We start from the raw sequence: 20,703 nt of genomic DNA on the forward strand, positions 1-20,703 counted from the left end.
ACTGAGCCTTTGCGTGATTGTTTTAATTCCCTAATTAGCTTTTCTTAATCCTTACTCTATGAAGCCTTTTTATATTTACGCATGTCTTCTTCTGGGGACTTGCCTTTTCATCTCGACTGTCTCGGCACAGCAGATTGATGAAACCTACAACCAAAAAATCAAGGAATTTACCACCGACCCGCGCTTTTTGCCTTCGTCGGTGTTGGATTTGGTCACCGATCCTAAGATTCCGTCCCCACTAAAACAGTTTGGACAAATCATCGGCGCGCCAGGGATATTGCACCGTACGTCTGAGATTTACGGGTATTTTCAAAAATTAGCCCAAACGTCGCCCAACATTGTAACGGAGCAAATCGGGACGACCGAAGAAAATCGCCCCATCCAAATGGCCGTTATCGCCAATGCCGCCACCATCAAGCGGCTCGACCACTACAAAAAACAGTTGGCACTGCTTGCCGACCCGCGCAAAGTAAACCCCGCCGACGTGCAAAAAATTGTGGGCGATAGCAAAGTGGTGTATTTTCTCAACGGCGGAATGCACGCTTCCGAAACAGGCTCCCCCGAAATGCTCATGGAATTGGCCTATCGACTCGTAACAAGCCAAGCCGAAGAAATCAAGGCCATTCGAGACAACATCATCGTGATCATCAACCCCGTCTCTGAGCCCGACGGTTGGGATAAAATGGTGGATTGGTACAACCGTTACACCAAAAAACGCACCAATTTTGAAGACGGAATGCCCGCTTCACCACCGTATTGGGGCAAATATGTTTTTCACGACAACAACCGCGACGGGCTGCAAGTGTCGCAAGCCATCACAAAGAGTATTTTCAAGGCGTATTTTGACTGGCACCCTACCGTGATGCTCGACCTGCACGAGTCGGTGCCGTTGTTGTACATTTCTACGGGAACGGGGCCGTACAGCGAAGCTGTGGACCCTGTGGCCATCGGCGAATGGCAGATCATGGCCGACCACGACATGACGACGTTGGCAGGGCAGGGTTTGCCGGGCGTGTTCAATTGGGCGTTTTATGACGGTTGGTATCCCGGCTACGGGATTTGGGTTGCCAACAATCATAACTCTGTCGGGCGCTTTTACGAAACCTACGGCAACGCAGGCGCCAATACCTTCATGCGTGACTTGGCTAATGCCAAATTTGCGGGCGATAACGTCACGAGTCGTGAATGGTACCGTCCGTATCCCGCCACTGAAAAAGTGTATTGGTCGTTCCGAAACAATATTAACTACATGCAGGCGGGGGTGTTGGCATCGCTGGGCTATGCGGCAACCAACGGAAAGTTGTTGTTGAAGAATTTTTATACAAAGAGTCTCAATAATCTCAACAAAGCCGCCAAAGAAACGCCCAAAGCATTTGTGATTGGCAAAGACCAACGTGACCCAGCGGCAGCCGCTTACTTAGTCAATCAGCTACGGGCGCAAGGAATTGAAGTACATCGTGCTGAGTCGGGCAAAAATCAGGGAGATTATGTGGTGGTGTTAAACCAGCCATATCGCAATTTGGCGGTGTCGTTGTTGACCAAACAAAACTATCCAAAAGAAGCCAAATTTCCTCCGTACGACGCCATTGCGTGGACCTTGCAGTACCTCAATGGTGTGACCGTAACGCAGCAGGATACGCTCAAATACGACCTTGCCGACCTCAAAATGCTCACTACCGATGCCAAATTTGAGGGTAAAATCGAGGGCGAGGGTAGTCATTATGTACTCAACTACAAAGCACAAAATACGGTATTATCGGCGGCATATTGGGTGAAATCCCAAAATGCAAGTGCCAAAACCATCGTCTTGGATGCCAAAACCACCCTTGAAGGTCGCAAAGATACGTTGGCGCAGGGGGCAGTGGTGTTTACGGGAATCTCGACCGACCAAGCCAAACAGGCAGCGGCCAAATTTGGCTTTGATTTGATACCGACCAAAACCCTCCCTACCGTAAAACAGCACGAAGTGAGTCTGCCGCGCGTGGCGATTTACCACACATGGTACCAAACGCAGGACGAGGGTTGGTCGCGCTATACCTTTGAGCAACGGGGCATTCCTTATACATCCATTCACAAAGACCACCTCAAAAAAGGCAACCTACGGGCGCAATATGACGTGATTTTGGTGCCGCGCGTGGGCGGTACGGGCGCTAACTTCCTCCACGAAGTCGATACCAAGTTTGGCCCGATGCCTTATACGCAAACCACCGAATTCCCTTCGCACGGTACGCCAAGCAGCACCGACGACATGACGGGAGGCCCAGGGTTTGAGGGCGTGGCGGAGTTGAAAAAATTTGTAGACGCGGGTGGGGTATTGATTACGCTGGATAACTCATCAAGTATCATGTCCGACCTCGGCATTGTGCGTGAGTTGAAACGCTACGAATCGCCCACGTTGTTCCATCCGGGTTCCATCGTGCAGGTGAAAGCCCGCAACCGCAACCACCCGATTATGTACGGTTATCCCGAAGTTTTCCACGTGTTCAAAGGCCAAGGGGCACTGCTCCAAACCGAAAAACGCGACCGCGATATGATGCTGATGCAGTATGGCACCAAACCGCTCAAAGAAGAAGAGGAATACAAGGGACTTGTGATGGGGATGCCTGATAAAAAAGAGATAAAAGACCCCAAACCCGCAACGCCCAAACCCGAGCCACCGTACGTACTATCGGGCATGGTGCGCAACGAGCAGACCATCATTGGTCATGGCGGTATTTTCAACGTGCCCGTGGGCAAAGGACAAGTAGTAGCCTTCACGTTTGACCCGCTTCACCGCTACCTCAATCACCACGACGCGCCCATGCTTTGGAATGCGATTTTGAATTGGAACGCATTGCGGTAGAATTTGTCCCCCTTCCGAAAGATGTTTAACTTTCGGGAGGATTTTCAAATAAGAGATGATGAAGAGTTTAGATAGAATTACCTTTAATCCTGAGCAATGTGGCGGTAAGCCTTGTGTGCGAGGTATGCGTATACGTGTGACAGACGTATTGGCTTTGTTGGCAAACCACCTTACGTTTGAGCAGATTTTAGAAGAAATGCCTGACTTAGAAGAGGAAGATATACAGGCTTGCGTTGAGTATGCCATCAAGAAAATAGATTACCCCGTACTCCGAGCGGCATGAAAATTATTCTAACTATCAACTTTCTGCGAATAAACGATTTAGCGGAGACTGGTAATTGAAGCGCAGGAAAGGTAGTGCTTTTATATTTGCCCCGTTTTATAGCTATTTATGCAATACGGGATAAAGAAGAGATATATTTACCTCACTTATATTTTACACAATTTCTACTTTTTTAAATTTGACAAAGTAGAAATGCTGGGGATTCATTGTGGGTAAATAAAAGTTATGTTCAAATAAAAGAAAGTTAAAGAAGATAAAAATGAGTGAAAAACATGTTAAACAACATATAGTTCCAGAAACATATTTAAAACATTTTTCTCTTAATGAAGATGGAAAAAGAATCTTTGTGATAGATGTTTACGATAAATACAGGAAAGAGATTCAAGTTAAAAATTCAGGAGATAAAATATTTTGGGAAAAGAAGTTTTATAATTCTATGCAATTTAAAACACCAACTGCTTTGGAAGAGTTTTTTGGGCACTCAATAGAATCCTTTTATAATGAATTAATTTCAATAATTAAGAAAGATCAAGAGATTGTTGACTGGGAAGTTAAAGAAAAATTGATTTTATGGATTTTTACTTCAATACAAAGATCTCCACAAAAAAGATTTATCCTTCGAAAAAAATTAGACTTTGAGTTATTAGTGAAAAAAGCATATCAAGATATAGATTACCTAAATGTCGAGAATATTAATCTTGATAAAGTTGCTAAAGAACAACACATTAGGCAATTTTCTAATGAAAAAACTTTGAATTTAAATTTTGAAGAATTTGAAAATTTTGTAATGTTACGAAGATGGGAAATAATGAAATGCCCAAAAGACTACTACTGGATTACAAAGGATAATCCAGGGTTCCTAATAATATATAATGGTAAAAATGTAATGCTGGAGCCTTCATGGAATTATTCGATATCAGATGCTTTATTTTACCCATTGTCTAAAGATTACGGACTCTATATTTTCCCATTCAGTAATGAAGATAGCCCCGAATTAAACTTAACGAACACACCAATCACTAGAAATGACAGTACAATTGAAGAGAATAGATTATTCAATAGATTTTCTTATACTTCCATGCACAGATTATTAATTTCGCCAAATAAAGACACTTTTATAGGATTGGCTGAAAACGTATTAGGAAATTGAAAAGGTTTGTTAGTTGTTCTTATTTGTATTGCTAAATTCCAGAGATATAACAATTTGTGCATTGTGCCTTAATCTTTTAACGGGAGAATAAGTACGCAAGATAAATAATCAGATTTTAATATTATAAATGTTTATTTCTATATGTGTATGATAAAGTAAAAACACATAAAATAGGTTGAGTTGAATAAAAGTTTTTGACTATTAATTATATATATGAAATAAATAAAATTTTTGGAAAGAATAGGTGTATCTATTTGTTATTTTTCGATTTTAATATAAATTTGAAATACTTATTATAATATGAATTGTATGAAATACTTAGTTAATAATATGTTATTTAAAACGGATAAAGAATTACAGGGATTTGCTAAGAATATTCTTTATAATAGTGGTGTGAACAGCGTTCTCGAAGGAGAGGATTTAAAATTTATGATAGAATATTTTGAAAAACTTCACCATGAATGGATTGATAAAAAAGGAGTTGGTTTGTTGAGAATTAGGCGAGTAATGGACAAAGTTTATGGGAAGTATCGAGCATTTCAAATTGAACGAGTTGATAATTCTATTACAGATATTTCTTACATAATTGCAAACATCAAAACCCCCCGTGTTGGGAAAGACTTTAAACAAGCATTGCGCTGGATAATTGAACCGCAAATTTTGGATTTTAAGAAAAGCGTTTTTGCACACTCAAATATTGTAAAATGTCCTATTTCTGATGAGATTTTAAGATTTGAAGAGTGCCATGCAGACCATTCTAATCCAACCTTTGATGAAATTATTATGGATTTTATAAAAATCAACAAATTAACCGATTTGTCACAAATTGTATCCATTAGCAGAGATAATCAAACGAAAGCAGAGTTAAGTGATGCAAAAATAGCAAACCAGTTTTACGAATACCATAAGTCTGTTGCTGTTCTTCGTTGCGTATCTCCAAATGCAAATTTGACACGCAAAAAGCGGTCTAACTTATAAAAAGTCACCCCGTTGTACCGCAGTCTTCCAACAGGAGAATGCGTACTCAAGATAAACAAAGTGTTTGTAACACGGCAAGTGCTAAACGACACTCCGTTGTGCGGCAGTCTTCCAACGGGAGACTGCGCACGCAGGATAAACAAAGTGTTTGTAACATAGTAAGTGCCAAGTAACCTTGATTATACTGAAATAGATGAGAAATCAACCCTTCCTGTTTTAGATCATAATTTTGCATTTGCAAACTAGGCAAGCAAAAAATGGCCACCCTTACCAAAACTCCCCAATTTTATCGCAAAATAACCGCTTTTTATCATCAAAACCCCTCCAAACGCCCCCAGAAGTATTCAATTTCCCCCATTTTCTTTTTACTTTGTGCAGTAAATTAGATAATACGTCAACCACTGTAACAACAAACTGAAACCTGAATGAGAAAACTACTCCCACTTTTTATCATCTTACTTTTGTGCAACATTGCATGGGCACAAATCCCTTCCCCCAAGGAGCATTTTGGGTTTAACGTCGGCGATGATTATATGCTCGCCAATTTTACCCAAACTGAGGATTATTTCAAGAAATTGGCGACCTCTGACCGCGTAAAACTGCTTTCCATCGGCAAGACCGAGGAAGGCCGCGACCAGCCGATGATGATTATTACCTCACCCGAAAACCACAAAAAACTGGCTCGTTTTCAGGAGATTTCGACCAAACTCGCTCGGGCTGAAGGACTCACCGACGCGCAGGCCAAAGCCATGGCCGAAGAAGGCAAAGCCGTGGTTTGGATTGACGGCGGTATTCACTCCAACGAAACCGTAGCGTGGATGCAACTCATCGAAACAGCGTATCAGCTCGTGAGCCGCAAAGACGCCGAAGTAACGCGAATCTTGGACAATGTTGTTATCCTTCTGACGCACATCAACCCCGATGGGCAGGAATTGGTGGCCAACTGGTACATGCGTAATCCAACCGCTGAAAAACGTACATTAGACCATTTGCCTAAGCTGTACCAGAAATACGCTGGGCACGACAACAACCGCGACTTCTTCATGCTGCAACTGAAAGAAACCCAGAACGTGGGTCGTCAGTTGTTTATAGATTGGATTCCGCAGATTATGTACAACCACCACCAACGCGGTCCAGCTGGGTCGGTTTTGGCGGGACCTCCGTACCGTGACCCGTTCAACTACGTATTCCATCCGTTGATGATTACGGGTATTGACGCCCTCGGAGCGGCCATGATCAACCGCCTCATTGCCGAAGAAAAACCTGGTTTTACGCGTTTGGGTGGTTCAGTGTTCTCGACTTGGTACAACGGCGGTTTGCGTACCACTACGCATTTCCACAACCAAATCGGATTGTTGACCGAAATTATCGGCGGACCTACGCCAGAAACCGTCCCCTTGGTGCCTAATCGTTTGATTCCCAACGGTAATACTCCTTTTCCGGTTACACCTCAGAAATGGTATTTTAAGCAATCTATCGATTATTCGGTATCGTGTAACTATGCCGTGTTGGACTACGCCGCTCGTCACCATGATGAGTTGTTGTACAACATTTACGTCATGGGCAAAAACTCCATTGAGCGCGGAAGCAAAGATTATTGGACGCTTTCTCCCAAACGCTCTGACGCGATTGTTGCCGCCCAAAAAAATGACAAAAGTGCTCAGCCCGAATCGGGTACTCCAGCCCCAGACCCATTTGGTATGAGAGGCGGAATTCCGACAAAATACTACGATATGGTGTTGAAAGATACCAACGGACGTGACGCACGCGGTTATATTATTTCGGCCAATCAGCCAGATTTTGCCACCGCTACGAAGTTTGTGAACGCGCTGATTCGTACGGGAATTTTGGTACACAAAGCCACGGCTGAATTTACGGTTGCTGGCAAAAAATATCCCGCAGGTTCGTTTATCGTCAAAACGGCGCAGTCGTTCCGCCCGCACGTATTGGATATGTTTGAGCCACAAGATCACCCTAACGACTTTCCTTATCCAGGCGGCCCTCCAACGCGGCCTTATGATGCAGCTGGCTGGACATTGGCCTACCAAATGGGCGTGCAGTTTGACCGTTTGCTGAATGCATTTGACGGTCCGTTTGAGCGCATCCCTTACGGCGAATTACAAACTCCTTCGGGTAAAATCGACGCCGCGGCTCCCGCAGGATATACGCTGAGCAGCCGCGCCAATAACTCTTTTATCGCGGTCAATGATTTGTTGGGCGCGGGCATTCCGGTGTTTAGAATGCCGCAGGGAATCGGTGCCGCAGAAGCGGGTGCCTTTTATGTGCCCGCCTCGGCAAAAGCCAAATCGCTCTTGGAAAAAGCCGCCAAAGACTTGGGGATTATAGCCACGGGCGTGGCCAAAAAACCCACAGGGGCCATGGTGAAGGTAGCACCGATGCGCATTGCGCTCTGGGATACCTACGGTGGCTCAATGCCTTCGGGTTGGGTGCGGTTGTTGATGGAGCAGTACCATTTTCCAATTGATGTCATTTATTCTCAAGCCATTGACGCGGGCGACTTGAAGAAAAAATACGATGTGATTATCTTCGTAACCCGGGCCATCCCTGCCGCAACGACGGGTCGTCCAGAAGGTGAATATGGTGGATTTGGAGGCAGAGAGCCGAAAGTAGAAGAAATCCCTGATTCATTCCGCCCGTGGTTGGGTCGAATTACGGCTGACAAATCTATTCCGCAGATTAAGAAGTTTTTGGAAGAAGGTGGCAAGGTAGTGACCATCGGAAGCAGCGCCAACTTAGCGTATCACTTGGGCCTCCCCGTTCGGAATGCCCTCGTTGAAATGACCAATGCTGGAACTGAGCGCCCGCTGCCTGCCGAAAAATATTATATTCCAGGCAGCATTTTGCGCGTAACGCTTGACTCAACTCAGACGGCTACTTGGGGAATGGCCTCACAAAGCGACGTGTATTTTGATTCGAGTCCAGTATTCAAATTAGCGCCCGATGCCATCGCCAAAGGACAAGTTAAACCGTTGCTTTGGTTCTCAACCAACAAGCCGCTTCGCAGCGGATGGGCGTGGGGGCAGCCGTACTTACAAGACGGTATTACGGCTTTTGAAGCGCCAGTTGGAGCGGGAAAATTGACCGTGTTTGGCCCCGAAATTACCTTCCGGGCGCAGGCACAGGGCACTTTTAAGTTGCTCTTTAATCAACTGTATTCAACGAATCCATAGCCGCTACTAGGCACCGTTTAAGCTTTTTTTGGGCGCTAAGCAGGTATAAACTGCTTAGCGCTTATTTTTTGAAATTTGGGCCAATGTTTCTCCCATAAACACGAGCTACGCTTATCATTCTTCAAAACAGAAGAGATTGTCAATGGGTTTATGTGAATAGGAGACCAATAGACCGTAAAAGCGTCGTACATTGCCCGTGTTTTTTTGTGTTCCATAAAATCGTTTTAGGCGATGTTTGACGTACATTCGTCAGATTTCTTAACTTAAAAAATGGATGAGTGCTAAGTTTTACCTTTTTCTTTTTCCCTTCTATTTCTGTATTTCAGCACGCGCTCAACGGCCAATAGTAATTACCGATAGTTTGGCAGCGGTGAATGTGTGTGAATCTTCCGCTGTCTTTCAGGATAAACTAGGCACGCTGTCTTTTGAGCAAATACAAAAGCAACAATTTCAGCTTAATCAAGGTAATACATTCCGTTTTTCTTTTTCATCCAACGTGTTTTGGTTTCGATTTAGAGTGGACAACCAAAGTAAATTCAACCAAAACAACTGGTATTTTTTGTGGAGCGACGGCCTTAGCGACAATGTTGATATTTACATTCCCCAACAAGACGGAACCTTTCGATGTTTGAAAGGCGGGCTGTTGGCGTCGGCCAAAGAAAAAGTGTACACGGGCCTTTTTCCGATCTACAAAGCGGGGGTGTTGCCCCAACAAAAAATTCAGACGTACTATGTTCGGCTGAAATCCAGCGAATCCATCAACGCTCAGTTAACGCTCATGACGCATCAGTCCTATATTGATACCATGCCCGGGATTTTGGCCATGGTCTGGCTGGTGATTGGGATTCAGTTGTTGCGGGTACTTTACAACATTATTTTGGCGCGTTATATCCGCAATACGTCGTTTCGATGGTACACGTTCCATACCGTTATTGTGACCATTTCGGTCATGGGTTCGTTTGGGGTGGTGGGCAATCTTTTTGACGAAAATCCCCAAGTTGCGGGCTTTCTCAATGCCACTTTTTATGAGCTGATGCCCGCCACTTACACCCTTTTTATTTATTCTTTATTAAACGTAAAAAAGAACTTTCCCCGACTCCGTTGGGTATTTTTTCTTATCATTGCGGGGAGCGCTTTGCAAATTGGAGCCTATGCTTTTGTCCCCAAAATGTACCTGCTTATTTTCAATAATTACCTCTTTCTGTTTACCGAGGCATTTTTGATAGGCATGTGTTCTTACGCCTTCGTTAAGGGTATTTCAATAAATGGCTACTTACTGATTCCTTGCTTTTTGACCTTGGTGCCGTTTATCTTCTTGAATTTAAGGGCGTTGGGGTACATTAATTACGATTGGATTTACCCCATGATTTACCTAACCAACTTTTTGGAAATTTTGGCGCTCTCGCTGGTGTTGGGGAAAATCATCCAAGCCACGGAGCAGGAGCGTTTATCAACCCAGAAGGCGTTGTATGAAGAAAAGATGGAGGCCGAAAAACTCCATGAATTGGATGCCGTAAAAACTCGGTTTTTTACCAATATTTCGCATGAGTTTCGCACGCCGCTCACGTTGTTGGTGGGGCCCGTGGCCGATCTACGTAAAAAATATCCCACCGAAAAAATCATTCCCGCTATGGAGCGGAATATAAATCGGTTGCAAACGCTGATTAATCAACTCCTCGACTTGTCGAAGTTGGAAGCTAAACAGCTCAAAGTAGAAACGGTCGAAAGCGATATGGCCGTTTTTATGCAGCAATTGTTAGCTTCGTATGAGTCATTGGCGCAAAACCGAGAAATCTTTTTTCATTACTCACAAAACTACGCAAGTTTTCGAGCCTCTTTCGACGCCGACAAAGTAGAGAAAATCCTGACCAATCTGCTGTCCAATGCCTTTAAATTTACCCCCGTCAATGGACGCATCGTAGTCTCCATTGATTATACCATCAACTCTGTTTCTCTGCAAGTTCGCGATTATGGGATTGGGATGGAAGCCGAGCGACTTCCGCGTATTTTTGACCGATTTTACCAAGTCCAAACCGATAATCAGCGTAATTACGAAGGCACTGGCATCGGATTGGCGTTGGTCAAAGAGCTTGTCGAGGTACTGAATGGGCAGATTTCGGTGGAAAGCGAACCAGGAAAAGGAACCACTTTTGTGGTCATTTTGCCTTTAGAGGCTGCTTCTGTGGACTTACGTCAACCCAAAGAAAATGTTATCGTTCCCCATTCTGGGGCTGGAATGTTTCTTTCCGCCACCGACAGGCATGAGGCGATACTGGCGAACGGAGATGGAGACTCTTCTGCTTTTATGGACGGATTGGTCAATCACTCAGGAAGGCCCATTTTGCTCATTGTGGAAGACAACCCCGACCTGCGAGCCTACGTGCGGAGCATTTTTGAGCAGCGCTATCAAATCGTGGAAGCCGTAGACGGAGAAGATGGACTGACCAAAGCTTTTGAGCACATTCCCGACGCGGTGGTGTGTGATTTGATGATGCCTCGCCTCGACGGTCTGGCTTTCTGCCAACTTCTGAAGACCGATATTCGTACTAACCATATTCCGGTGGTGATGCTCACCGCCAAAGCCACCCTCGACGACCGCCTTGAAGGCCTAAAATTGGGGGCGGATGACTATCTTTCAAAACCCTTTAACCGAGATGAACTGGAAATACGACTACAGAACCTGTTGACGCAAAGGCAAACCCTGCGCCTGAAATACCTCCAACAGATGCTGGAAATTAACCCCATCCCCGCGGAGGAGGCAGTGCTTTCTATTGATGAACAGTTTTTGGAGAAAGCCCGGGCCGTTGTTGAGGAACACTTGGGTGACAGCCGTTTTGATGTTGAACAATTCTGTAAGGAGATGAGCATGAGCCGCACCCATTTACACCGCAAACTGAAGGCCCTCACGGAATCTTCAACGACCGAATTTATCCGAAAAATACGGTTGCAGCGGGCGGGCCAATTGCTACGGCAGCGGGTGGGTACGGTGTCGGATATTGCATATCGGGTTGGTTTTGAGAGCTTGCCTTACTTTTCAAAATCATTTCAGGAACAATTTGGGGTGTCCCCGTCCGACTATATCCGAAGCTCGGAAGTCTGACTCGGCCCAAATACGGAGTTAGTATGGAAAGCCGCTCGGTCTTCATCGGAAGATTGAGCGGCTTTTTTGTTAATATATTGATAGTCAGTGAATGGAACATAAGAGTAAAGGCTTGGAACATGAGAGTAAATGATTTTTTGAGCGGTGAAACATAAGAGTAAAAGAGTAGAACATCCGTGCTAACGCTCGTCTGATGCGCTTACCGACCTTTGAGTAATCTTAAACTCATCGGTTCTCGCTTATGAAAAAGTCCATTTTGGGCATTGTTGCAGGAGTTAGCTTCTGCCTGTCCGCCTATTCTCAAGAAGTAAAATCGCTTAAATATTCCGCTCTCCCTTCCGACGGCATCATCGCTTTTACAGCCCATGATGCTTTGCCCGCATCCCGCATCAATCCCGACGCTGATGCCGCCGATATTTCTCCCAATAAGACTTGGTTACGACAATTTTCGCAAGCGCTGATGGCGCGTATTGCGTATCCTGCCCGGGGAAAAGCCTACAACATTGCGGGAAAAATGTTCGTGAATCTTGGCATTGATTCAAATGGAAGGATAAACGTTCTTTCGTTTGACCAATCTTTGGGGCGCGATTTTGAGCAGTCCATCATCGACGCGGTAGGTCGCGTTTCGCGTTCAAAACTTAAACCCCTTGCGCTGCCTTTGACGGGGCAGCTTCATTTTACACTTCCCGTACACTTTACTCCTTAAGTATTTGGTCCTCCTTGATTTTGCTGGTAAAGACAAGATGGAAAGTTGTGTAATATTTTGATAATCAGTTGTTTAATTAATTTAGGAAGGGTTGATACAAAAGAAAGAGTACGGCGTTTTGGGGAATTTTAACACTCCAGTAAACCATTGGCCCGTCGATGCTAACGAGCTGGGAGAGCAGGCCGTAATTTTGAAGAACAACGCTTAAATACTTTTGGTAAATGATAATAGGGACCGTTTTTCTCGGAGTTGTGATGGGTTTATTTTTTGGTCTAAAGAAACTAAAACGGCCAAGAAAAGACCTGTACGCCCCCTCTGAATATTTGAAACACTTACGAAACTCTTCAAAAAAAATATGAAGAAAAATTACTCAACGATGGATTCATTTGCCCGAACGCAACTTGGGCATCTTGGTACCAAATCAGCCCTTTATCGGATTCAGTGGCCCACGCGGATTTTCGCCTTTTTGGGTTGGATTGGGCTTTTAGTTGTGGGAATTTATTACCCGATTACCATAGGATTAGCCCTTTTCGGTGTAGGTTTTCTAAACTATGTGCTTTTGTTGAGCTTTCGCATCAGCAATAATTTTTTTACGAAGCCAACAACGGATAGCGCCATCACGGGCCAATTGCCCTCGTGGCCGAGTTTTTCCATTTTGGTACCGCTCAAAAACGAGGACGAAGTCATTCATGCCACGTTGCGGTCTATCGAAGCGCTCGACTATCCCCAATATTTGATGCAAGTCATCATTGTGGTGGAAGAAACCGACCAGCTGACCCGTCGTAGCCTTCGCACCCTTACGTTACCCGATTTTTTTAAAGTGTTGTTGATTCCAGCGCTTCCCCCTTACACCAAAGGTCGGGCGCTTTTGCACGCCTTACCCATTGCGACTGGAGAATATATTACGGTGTACGATGCTGAAAGCCGCCCTGAACCCAGTCAGCTCAGAAAAGCGGCATTGGCCTTGGTTGGGGCGAAAGAAACGACTTGTTTTCAGGCCAAAATCAGCATTTCCAACCGTTCGTCAAGCTGGATAAGTCGTCATTTTGCGGGCGAATATTACGAATGGTACGAGCGCCACATGCGAGCGTTGTCGGCGCAGGGTTTGCCTTTTGGGTTGGGCGGTAATTCCTTCTTTTTGTCCAAAATTGCTTTAGAAAAAGCGGGTGCCTGGGATCCCTTCAACGTGACGGAAGATGCGGATTTGAGCGTGCGGCTCATTGAGCAGAGCGTAAAACTCCAGCTTTTGGAAAGTCTAACGACTGAAACTTGCCCTGATTCGGCTACTAACTGGATTAATCAGCGGACGCGTTGGAACAAGGGACTGTTCATCACTCAACTGGTACATTTACGACGCACGCTCCTCAGTCGTGGTTTTGGTCTCGAAGGTTGGTCAAGCTTTTGGTTGCCAATGATTAGTTCGGCCCTTACTCCATTTTTCAATATTTACATACCCATCTTCATGATAATGAGTGATTTGTCGTATGCCACAACAACGGTAATGAGCATCAGTTTATGGCTATTGTTGGCCTTTAATTTGGGGTGTTCGTGGGTGATTAACTTCAAAACCTACCGCCAACTTGGCATAAAACAATCCGTTTTGGGCATCTTTTGGGATACTTTTCGCTATTTGTTTCTGCACCTCAGTGCGGGTTTTAAAGCCTACGGCGAATATTTTTTGGCCCCGATGCATTGGCACAAAACCGACCATACCGAGCCAGAACAATCCAATCGCCCTGCTCCTGCACCCGAAGCTCAATTTTCTTTATCCTAGTTTTATTTCCTTTTCTTAAACCTTGCAATTATGGTATTTTATAGACATTTACTAAACGTTATGGGGCTGATGTACTTAGGGATTTTATCCGTCATCGCCACACCCACATTAACCCCAAACAAACATCTTCCAGTAGCCGTAGCTACCGTTACGTGGGTGGGCGGAACTGCGGGTTTTGCCCATGATTGGAACACACCTTCCAACTGGTCTACCAATGTGGTACCTACCAATACCGATAACGTAACGATTCCAGGAAGTTTGGCGCATTATCCGGTGCTGAACACCAACGTCTCCATTCAAACCTTGAACGTAGAAGCAGGTGCAACGCTTACCGTCAATGCCAGTAAGGAGTTGACCATTGCGGGCATTGGGGATGATGTTAGGCTGATTGTTTTAGGGACGGTCGAAAACAACGGAACCATTACCGTTAACCAGATCACTTCCAATACCGCAAATGCGATGCAGTTGTCTGGGGACGGGCAGTTTAACAATAACTCAGGGGCTACCCTGTCAGCCGCCACTATAGGTTTTTATGGTATTCGAGTAGAAGGCAATTCAGTATTGCTAAACCAGGTCGGTGGTACAATTGGCGCTGCAGGGTTCTCGGGTTCCATCTTTTTGTCAGGTAGTGCCTCTCCTGAAAGTGTACAAAATCATGGAAAGATGACCTTGGGCGGCCAGATAGAAAAATACGCGGGAACGTTCCACAATTACCCTTGTGGGGTGGTAAGCCTTCTCGCAGGAGAAGTGTATAACAACGGCGGACAAATCATTAACGAAGGTTTTTTCAGTGCTGCTGCTAATCTCAATGGCCCTGCGGCAGATTTTATCAACAATGGCATTATTTACATTGGCGGAGGCTCGGCTTCTTATACCAACAACAAAATCAGAATCTTCAACAATGCTCTGTCAACCGGCATTTTTGAATTTGGAGCCTCCAACGACCTGACCGTATCGGGGATTTATAAAGATGATGCCGCTACGGCTTTGGCAGGAGATTACAATCAGGCGAGCAATACCTTTACGCACTTTGGCTTGCTGGTTGGTTCGCAAACGCTCTATGCCAAAATTACCCGTATGGGCGGTAGTTGTCCGCAAATTGTACCCTTTACGTTTGAGGTGACTACTGCTTCTACTTTCACTACGCAGCCAATTGACCAAACGGTGTGCCTGGGGAGCTTGGCTACATTTACGGTCGTAATAGCCAACGCGGCAAGTTACCAATGGCAGCTCAATACGGGAAGTGGCTGGAACAACGTCCCCGCCGCTGAACCTTATTCCAACACAACCACCGCTACCCTCAATATTAGCAATGTGACGGGCTTAGACGGTTACCAATACCGCTGCGTAGCGAGCAGCACAGGCGGGGCGACGTCAACCTCTACGACGGCCACCCTGACCATCGGTACAGGAGGAGGCTCAAACCCAACGGGCACGCTTACATGGACAGGCTTAGTGGATACCGATTGGAACACGGCCTGCAACTGGTCACCTTCGAGCGTACCCACGGCCACCAACGATGTAGTGATTCCGAATACGACCAACAAACCCACCATCAACACCGCTGCGGTAGCTAAATCGGTGGAGGTGCAAGCGGGGGCAGTGTTAACCATTGCTGCTACTAAGGGTTTGACTATCAATGGGTCAAGGTTGGTAGGTTTTGTTAGTAGTGGTTTGTACAATGCAGGGACAATTCACAACAACGGACAACTTATTCTGGGGAATACGGGTAGCGTAGGTGATTTCGGCATTCTAAGTATAGGTACTTTCAATAACAATAGTGGCGCAGAAATAGCCATTGACCGTGCAACCAGCCAGGGGGTAGTTAATGCCACAGGAGGTATTTTTGCCAACGCAGGCAAAATGACCATTGGGGCAAGCGCAAGCGTAGGATCCGTGGGGCTTGGCAACCAAGCCACTTTTAACAATAATACAGGGGGAGAGATAACGATTAATAGAAGTAGTAGTAGTGGCTTATACAATGCGGTAGGGGGTACTTTTACCAATGCCGCCAAAATTTCTATTGGAACTACTACTCCTCCTCTCACCCTTGGCCTTGAGAATAGGGCTATTTTTATTAACAATGCGGGTGGAGAAATTACCATTAACAATACAACGGCGTTTGGTTTAATAAATGCTAATGGTAATTTATCGATGTATCCACCAGGTACTTTTACGAATGCGGGTAAAATTAGTATTGGCACTACGGCATTAAGTAGTGCAGGGTTATCAAATTCAGGTGGTTCTACTTTCAACAACAATACGGGAGGAGAAATCAAGATTGATAGGTCAACATTTGTAGGTTTGCAGAATGACGCAGATTGTATTTTTAACAATGCCGCTAAAATCACCATCGGAGCTACGGCAAGTGTGGGAACGTATGGAATTATAAACGACGGAACAATCAATAACAATGCTTGTGGCAAACTCATTGTAGCGTCGGGTATTTTTCAAAGCAATGCCTCCCGAACCATCACCAATGGGGGCTTAATACAAGTGGCTAACAGCCTCGAAAACAGTGGTACTTTCACCAACAACGGCGTACTAAAATACGGCTCGCTAACAGGTACTGTAACCAACGCAACCAACTCATCACTCATCGTTAACAACACCCCTACGCCAATTTTTACCTACGGCGGCAGTTACGATGGTGTTATCGATGGCATTTTTACCGATGCGGCCGCGACTACCTCGGCGGGGACTTTTACGACTCCCAATACGTTTGTGCCTTCGGGTTTGCCCGCAGGTACACAAACGTTGTACGCCAAAATCACGTCTCAAGGTGGGTGTAGCTATGTGGTGCCGTTTACGTTTGTGATTGCCCAAGGAGATTATACTTGGACGGGTGCTTTGTCTAAAGATTGGAATACCCCTGGCAACTGGCTGGTAGGGGGTGGTATCCCTGCCGTTGCTCCAACTTTTGGTTCACAAACGGGACATCGTACGCTTATTCCCGTTGTTGCCAATGGTAATTACCCTGAGGTGACCGCTGCTTCAGGCGCTCGCTCGGTCACTATTGAGGCCAATGCAAGTTTGACCATTAAAAGCACGGGCAATTTGAAAATTGTGGGGAGCGATACCGACGGCGTGACCAACGCAGGAACGTTTACCAACAACGGAACGGTACTGATTGACTCGTCTTATAACGACGGATTTGTGAACCAAACGGGCGCTTCACTCATCAACACCAGTGCCTTCACGGTTCAGAGGGGAACGGGCAACCGCCTCGAAAACTACGGCAGCCTCAACAACAGTGGTACATTTACCGTAGGTGGCGGCCTTGGTACTGCCATCCTCAACCACCCTGCGGCCACGATAACCAATAGTTCTACTTTTGGGGTGAGTGGAGGATTGACGGGTGGCATACTGAACCAAGGTACAGTCGATAACTCGGGGCAGTTTACGATGACGGGGGGGGTATCGGGGACGTTATTTATCAACCAAGAAACGGTAAAGAATCGCTCAGGAGCTACAATGAGCATACGTAACCATAATTCACTACTTTTTGATAATCAAAAATTGGTGGAAAATGAGGGGAGTTTGAATATAACTGATGGACAAGACAGAGGGGCTATCAACCGACAAGGAGCGACGCTACGGAACAAGGCGGGAGGAACATTGAGAGGGGGTGGGGTTTTGAGAGCCATATTTAGAAACGGCGGCCTCCTTGAGAACTACCATGTAGTGACCTTCTCTGGTTCTAATGATACCTGTTTCTATAACTTACCCACAGGAGAGGTTAAAAATGAGGCTACTTTTACAATTGGAAATATTGGTGGGGTAAATGGGACGATGATCAACTTGGGGAAATTTATCCACGGGTCGGTAGGAGCTTTAAATTTTAGTGGTGTGGAGAGTGTAGGATTTAAAAACGGAGGTACATTTAAGAGTACGGCAGGTTGTAGTATTTCTGCAATAGGCGGTGTGGTAGGCTTGCTGCAAAACATGCCTAATGCTCTGTTTGAAAATAAGTGTGCTACAACATTCAGCTCAGGAGGAAACCCCATTGTCAACCAAGGGCGATACACTCATACGGCGGGTAGCTTTACGGTGGGGAATTTGAATATTGTACTGCAAAATTCAGCTTACGCGGAGGTTAACGTACCTTTTATCTCAATAGGGGAGTTGGGCCAATATTTTGTCAATAGCGATACGTTGATTTTGGGACCTCAGACAACCGTTACAACCAACCCTTCTTCAAAACACGGTACGCCACTGACCAATACAAGCACAGGTTATGTCCATTCGCAGGCTGATTTTACGATTAGTTCTACCACGTCCATTATCGAGAATGCGGGCAAAATGGTGTTAGGGAGCCAATCAACGCTTATCGGCACCGACATGGGTACGCCCATCATCAATACAGGAAACCTGACCAACGAAGGCAGTGTCAATTTTAACCGCTTTGGAGGTTATGGGATTGATAACTCGGGGACGTTTGTCAACAAAGGACGTTTTGAAACGGGCAACAGTGACAAAAGCATCCACAACAACGGCGGTACCATCGAAAACTCGGGCGTGATGGAAATCGACTCCGTATTTCGGGATGCGGTCTTGCAGAAAGGTAGCGGCAGTAGCTTCACCAATACCGCTACTGGCCAAATCAACATTGATTTTGTGTTTGGCAACGGCATCAACAACACCGCTGGTGGTTTTGTCAACAATGGTGAAATTATGATTGCCCAAACTGACACCGTTGCGCTGTCGGGTATCAACAATGCAGGTACGTTCCTAAACAACAAACTCATGCGCATCGGTGGCGCAGGCAAAATCAAACAGCACGGAATCTATAATACGGGTACGCTGACCAATACCACCGACAGCCGGATAGTTCTCCAAAGCGCCGAAGGGGCGGGTATCACCAATCAGGGAGGGACGGTGACCAACCAATCCTGCGCCTACATCGAGTCAACCCCCTTGATTCTCAATGCCGCAGGGACGTTCAGTAACGCAGGTATCATTACCAAGCGTCCTGACAACCTCATGGCAACCAGCAATATAAGTACTAATTCAGGCACCATCGTCAATGAAGATACCGACGATTTTACCGTGACGGGCACCAACAGCGGCGCGGTCGTGAGTTCGGCCACCATTGCTTATGTCGGCTCACCTTTTGCCAACACTGGCACGGCTACCGTCGCGCTTACTGGAGCCACGGGCGGAGCCTTCAGTGCAACCCCTTCTGGGCTATCGCTCAATCCTACTACGGGAGAAATAAATCTGGCAGCTTCTACGCCTCAAAGTTACGTTATTACCTATACGATAGCGGCGGCGGGTGGCAGTTGTCCGGCCGTGACCGACACGGCATGGGTGTCTATCGTGGCACTCAATATGGGCCAAATCATTTACGTGAATAGTTCAAACACGTCCCCAGGTCAGGATGGCAGCAGTTGGAGCAAAGCTTTTGCAAGTTTACAGGCAGGTTTGAGCGCCGCGTCGGCATTGACAGGGGAAGATATTCAAGTGTGGGTGGCCGCAGGAACCTATAAGCCGGGTACGTTGCGCCGAGATGTGTTTGAGATTCCTTCGGGGGTGCAGGTGTATGGCGGGTTTGCGGGTAGTGAAAGTGAGTTGAATCAAAGGAATTGGCGCACGCAAAAGACGATTTTGAGCGGAGAAATCGGCACATCGGCCTTGAGCGACAATGTCAACCACGTAGTGGTATTGAGCAATACCAATGAGCAGACCCGTTTGGATGGTTTTGTGGTTGAGAAAGGCTACGCTGATTATTTTGTGCCTACGCAAGGAGTGGACTTATCAAACCCGACCTTACTTTCTTCAGGGGGCGGAATTTTGGTGCTTAATCGGAGCCGAGGTTTGATTACTAATTGTGTGATTACCAATAATCGCGCGATTGGCGGTGGCGGTATTTTGCTCAGAGATAGCAGTGAGGTAAGTATTACAAACAGCATTATCGTAGGCAACGAAGCGACCTTTGGAGGCGGCATATACATGGAGCGGGCGGGTAGCCCCAAGCTAGAGAATGTGCTGATTGTGTCCAACCGAGGAGGTTTGTACCTCAACTATAGCGCCCCCGTGCTGACGCATTGTACGATAGCGTCGAATTACAGCAGCAGCGGTACGGGCGGTATTTTCAACACAAATTCATCGGCGACTTTGCAAAACAGTATCTTATGGGGGAATAGTGCTCCTCAAACGACGGCGGGCATCAGTATTCGCTACAGCATTGTGCAAGGCGGATTTGCGGGCGTGGGCAATGTGAATCGGGATCCGTTGTTTGTGAAGGCTACCCCGCTGGGATTGTCACCGACGGTCAATTTGGGGGATTATCGTTTGCAGGCGTGTTCGCCAGCTGTCAACGCGGGCGACAATGCTTTGAGTACGTTGAATCTGGATTTGGACGGCAACGTGCGCCCTTATACAAATGGCTTGGCCATTGTTGATTTGGGGTGTTATGAAAGCCCGAGTACGGGCGGTGGTGGCCCTGCCACGTTGAGCGTGACTGAGCCGATAACGGGCGGCACGGTGTTGAAAACAGGGGGGCGAATCACGGCAACGAATCAGGTATCGGGCGCTACGGTAGAGTACCGAGGTAGTCAGTCAGTAGCGCTGTTGCCTGGTTTCGGCGTTACCGGAAGCGTGTTTGAGGCCGTCATTGGCGGGTGTGATACGGTTGTTCCTACAACTAGTGAGAATAATTCGCAGAAATAATTCGTAG

The 20,703-nt window shown here is 46.1% G+C and carries 9 protein-coding genes; all 9 read left to right on the forward strand.

What is annotated here, in order from left to right; all coding sequences use genetic code 11:
- Positions 1-58: 58 nt before the first annotated feature.
- The 9 genes from DR864_RS23885 (at position 59) to DR864_RS23925 (ending at position 20,696) form a co-directional block, all read left to right on the forward strand.
- Positions 59-2,842, forward strand: coding sequence for a M14 family zinc carboxypeptidase (locus DR864_RS23885; RefSeq protein WP_114069320.1), 2,784 nt, complete (start codon positions 59-61; stop codon positions 2,840-2,842).
- Positions 2,843-2,897: 55 nt separating this feature from the next.
- Positions 2,898-3,125 (forward strand): DUF433 domain-containing protein, encoded by a 228-nt coding sequence (locus tag DR864_RS23890; RefSeq protein WP_114069321.1) that lies wholly within the window; start codon positions 2,898-2,900, stop codon positions 3,123-3,125.
- 259 nt (positions 3,126-3,384) lie between these two features.
- Positions 3,385-4,275 (forward strand): DUF4238 domain-containing protein, encoded by an 891-nt coding sequence (locus DR864_RS23895; protein WP_114069322.1) that lies wholly within the window; start codon positions 3,385-3,387, stop codon positions 4,273-4,275.
- Positions 4,276-4,584: 309 nt separating this feature from the next.
- Positions 4,585-5,253, forward strand: a complete 669-nt coding sequence (locus DR864_RS23900) for a DUF3223 domain-containing protein (RefSeq protein WP_162794089.1) — start codon at positions 4,585-4,587, stop codon at positions 5,251-5,253.
- A gap of 425 nt (positions 5,254-5,678) precedes the next feature.
- Complete coding sequence (locus tag DR864_RS23905) at positions 5,679-8,444, forward strand: M14 family metallopeptidase (protein WP_114069324.1); 2,766 nt, start codon at positions 5,679-5,681, stop codon at positions 8,442-8,444.
- 274 nt (positions 8,445-8,718) lie between these two features.
- Positions 8,719-11,544 (forward strand): ATP-binding protein, encoded by a 2,826-nt coding sequence (locus DR864_RS23910; protein ID WP_114069325.1) that lies wholly within the window; start codon positions 8,719-8,721, stop codon positions 11,542-11,544.
- Positions 11,545-11,785: 241 nt separating this feature from the next.
- A complete protein-coding gene (locus tag DR864_RS23915) occupies positions 11,786-12,250 on the forward strand; it encodes an energy transducer TonB (RefSeq protein WP_114069326.1) in 465 nt (154 codons plus the stop codon).
- A gap of 355 nt (positions 12,251-12,605) precedes the next feature.
- Positions 12,606-14,024 (forward strand): glycosyltransferase, encoded by a 1,419-nt coding sequence (locus DR864_RS23920; RefSeq protein WP_114069327.1) that lies wholly within the window; start codon positions 12,606-12,608, stop codon positions 14,022-14,024.
- A 30-nt stretch (positions 14,025-14,054) separates the two neighbouring features.
- Complete coding sequence (locus tag DR864_RS23925; protein ID WP_162794091.1) at positions 14,055-20,696, forward strand: DUF8693 domain-containing protein; 6,642 nt, start codon at positions 14,055-14,057, stop codon at positions 20,694-20,696.
- Positions 20,697-20,703: the final 7 nt, after the last annotated feature.

Source organism: Runella rosea, assembly GCF_003325355.1.
GTDB classification, from domain to species: Bacteria; Bacteroidota; Bacteroidia; order Cytophagales; family Spirosomataceae; genus Runella; species Runella rosea.

Excerpts from the sequence above, each read along its gene's own strand:
- DR864_RS23895 (WP_114069322.1), top strand. The coding sequence starts at position 3,385 with ATGAGTGAAAAACATGTTAAACAACATATAGTTCCAGAAACATATTTA.
- DR864_RS23905 (WP_114069324.1), top strand. The coding sequence starts at position 5,679 with ATGAGAAAACTACTCCCACTTTTTATCATCTTACTTTTGTGCAACATT.
- DR864_RS23885 (WP_114069320.1), top strand. The coding sequence starts at position 59 with ATGAAGCCTTTTTATATTTACGCATGTCTTCTTCTGGGGACTTGCCTT.
- DR864_RS23910 (WP_114069325.1), top strand. The coding sequence starts at position 8,719 with ATGAGTGCTAAGTTTTACCTTTTTCTTTTTCCCTTCTATTTCTGTATT.
- DR864_RS23920 (WP_114069327.1), top strand. The coding sequence starts at position 12,606 with ATGAAGAAAAATTACTCAACGATGGATTCATTTGCCCGAACGCAACTT.
- DR864_RS23925 (WP_162794091.1), top strand. The coding sequence starts at position 14,055 with ATGGTATTTTATAGACATTTACTAAACGTTATGGGGCTGATGTACTTA.
- DR864_RS23915 (WP_114069326.1), top strand. The coding sequence starts at position 11,786 with ATGAAAAAGTCCATTTTGGGCATTGTTGCAGGAGTTAGCTTCTGCCTG.
- DR864_RS23890 (WP_114069321.1), top strand. The coding sequence starts at position 2,898 with ATGATGAAGAGTTTAGATAGAATTACCTTTAATCCTGAGCAATGTGGC.
- DR864_RS23900 (WP_162794089.1), top strand. The coding sequence starts at position 4,585 with ATGAAATACTTAGTTAATAATATGTTATTTAAAACGGATAAAGAATTA.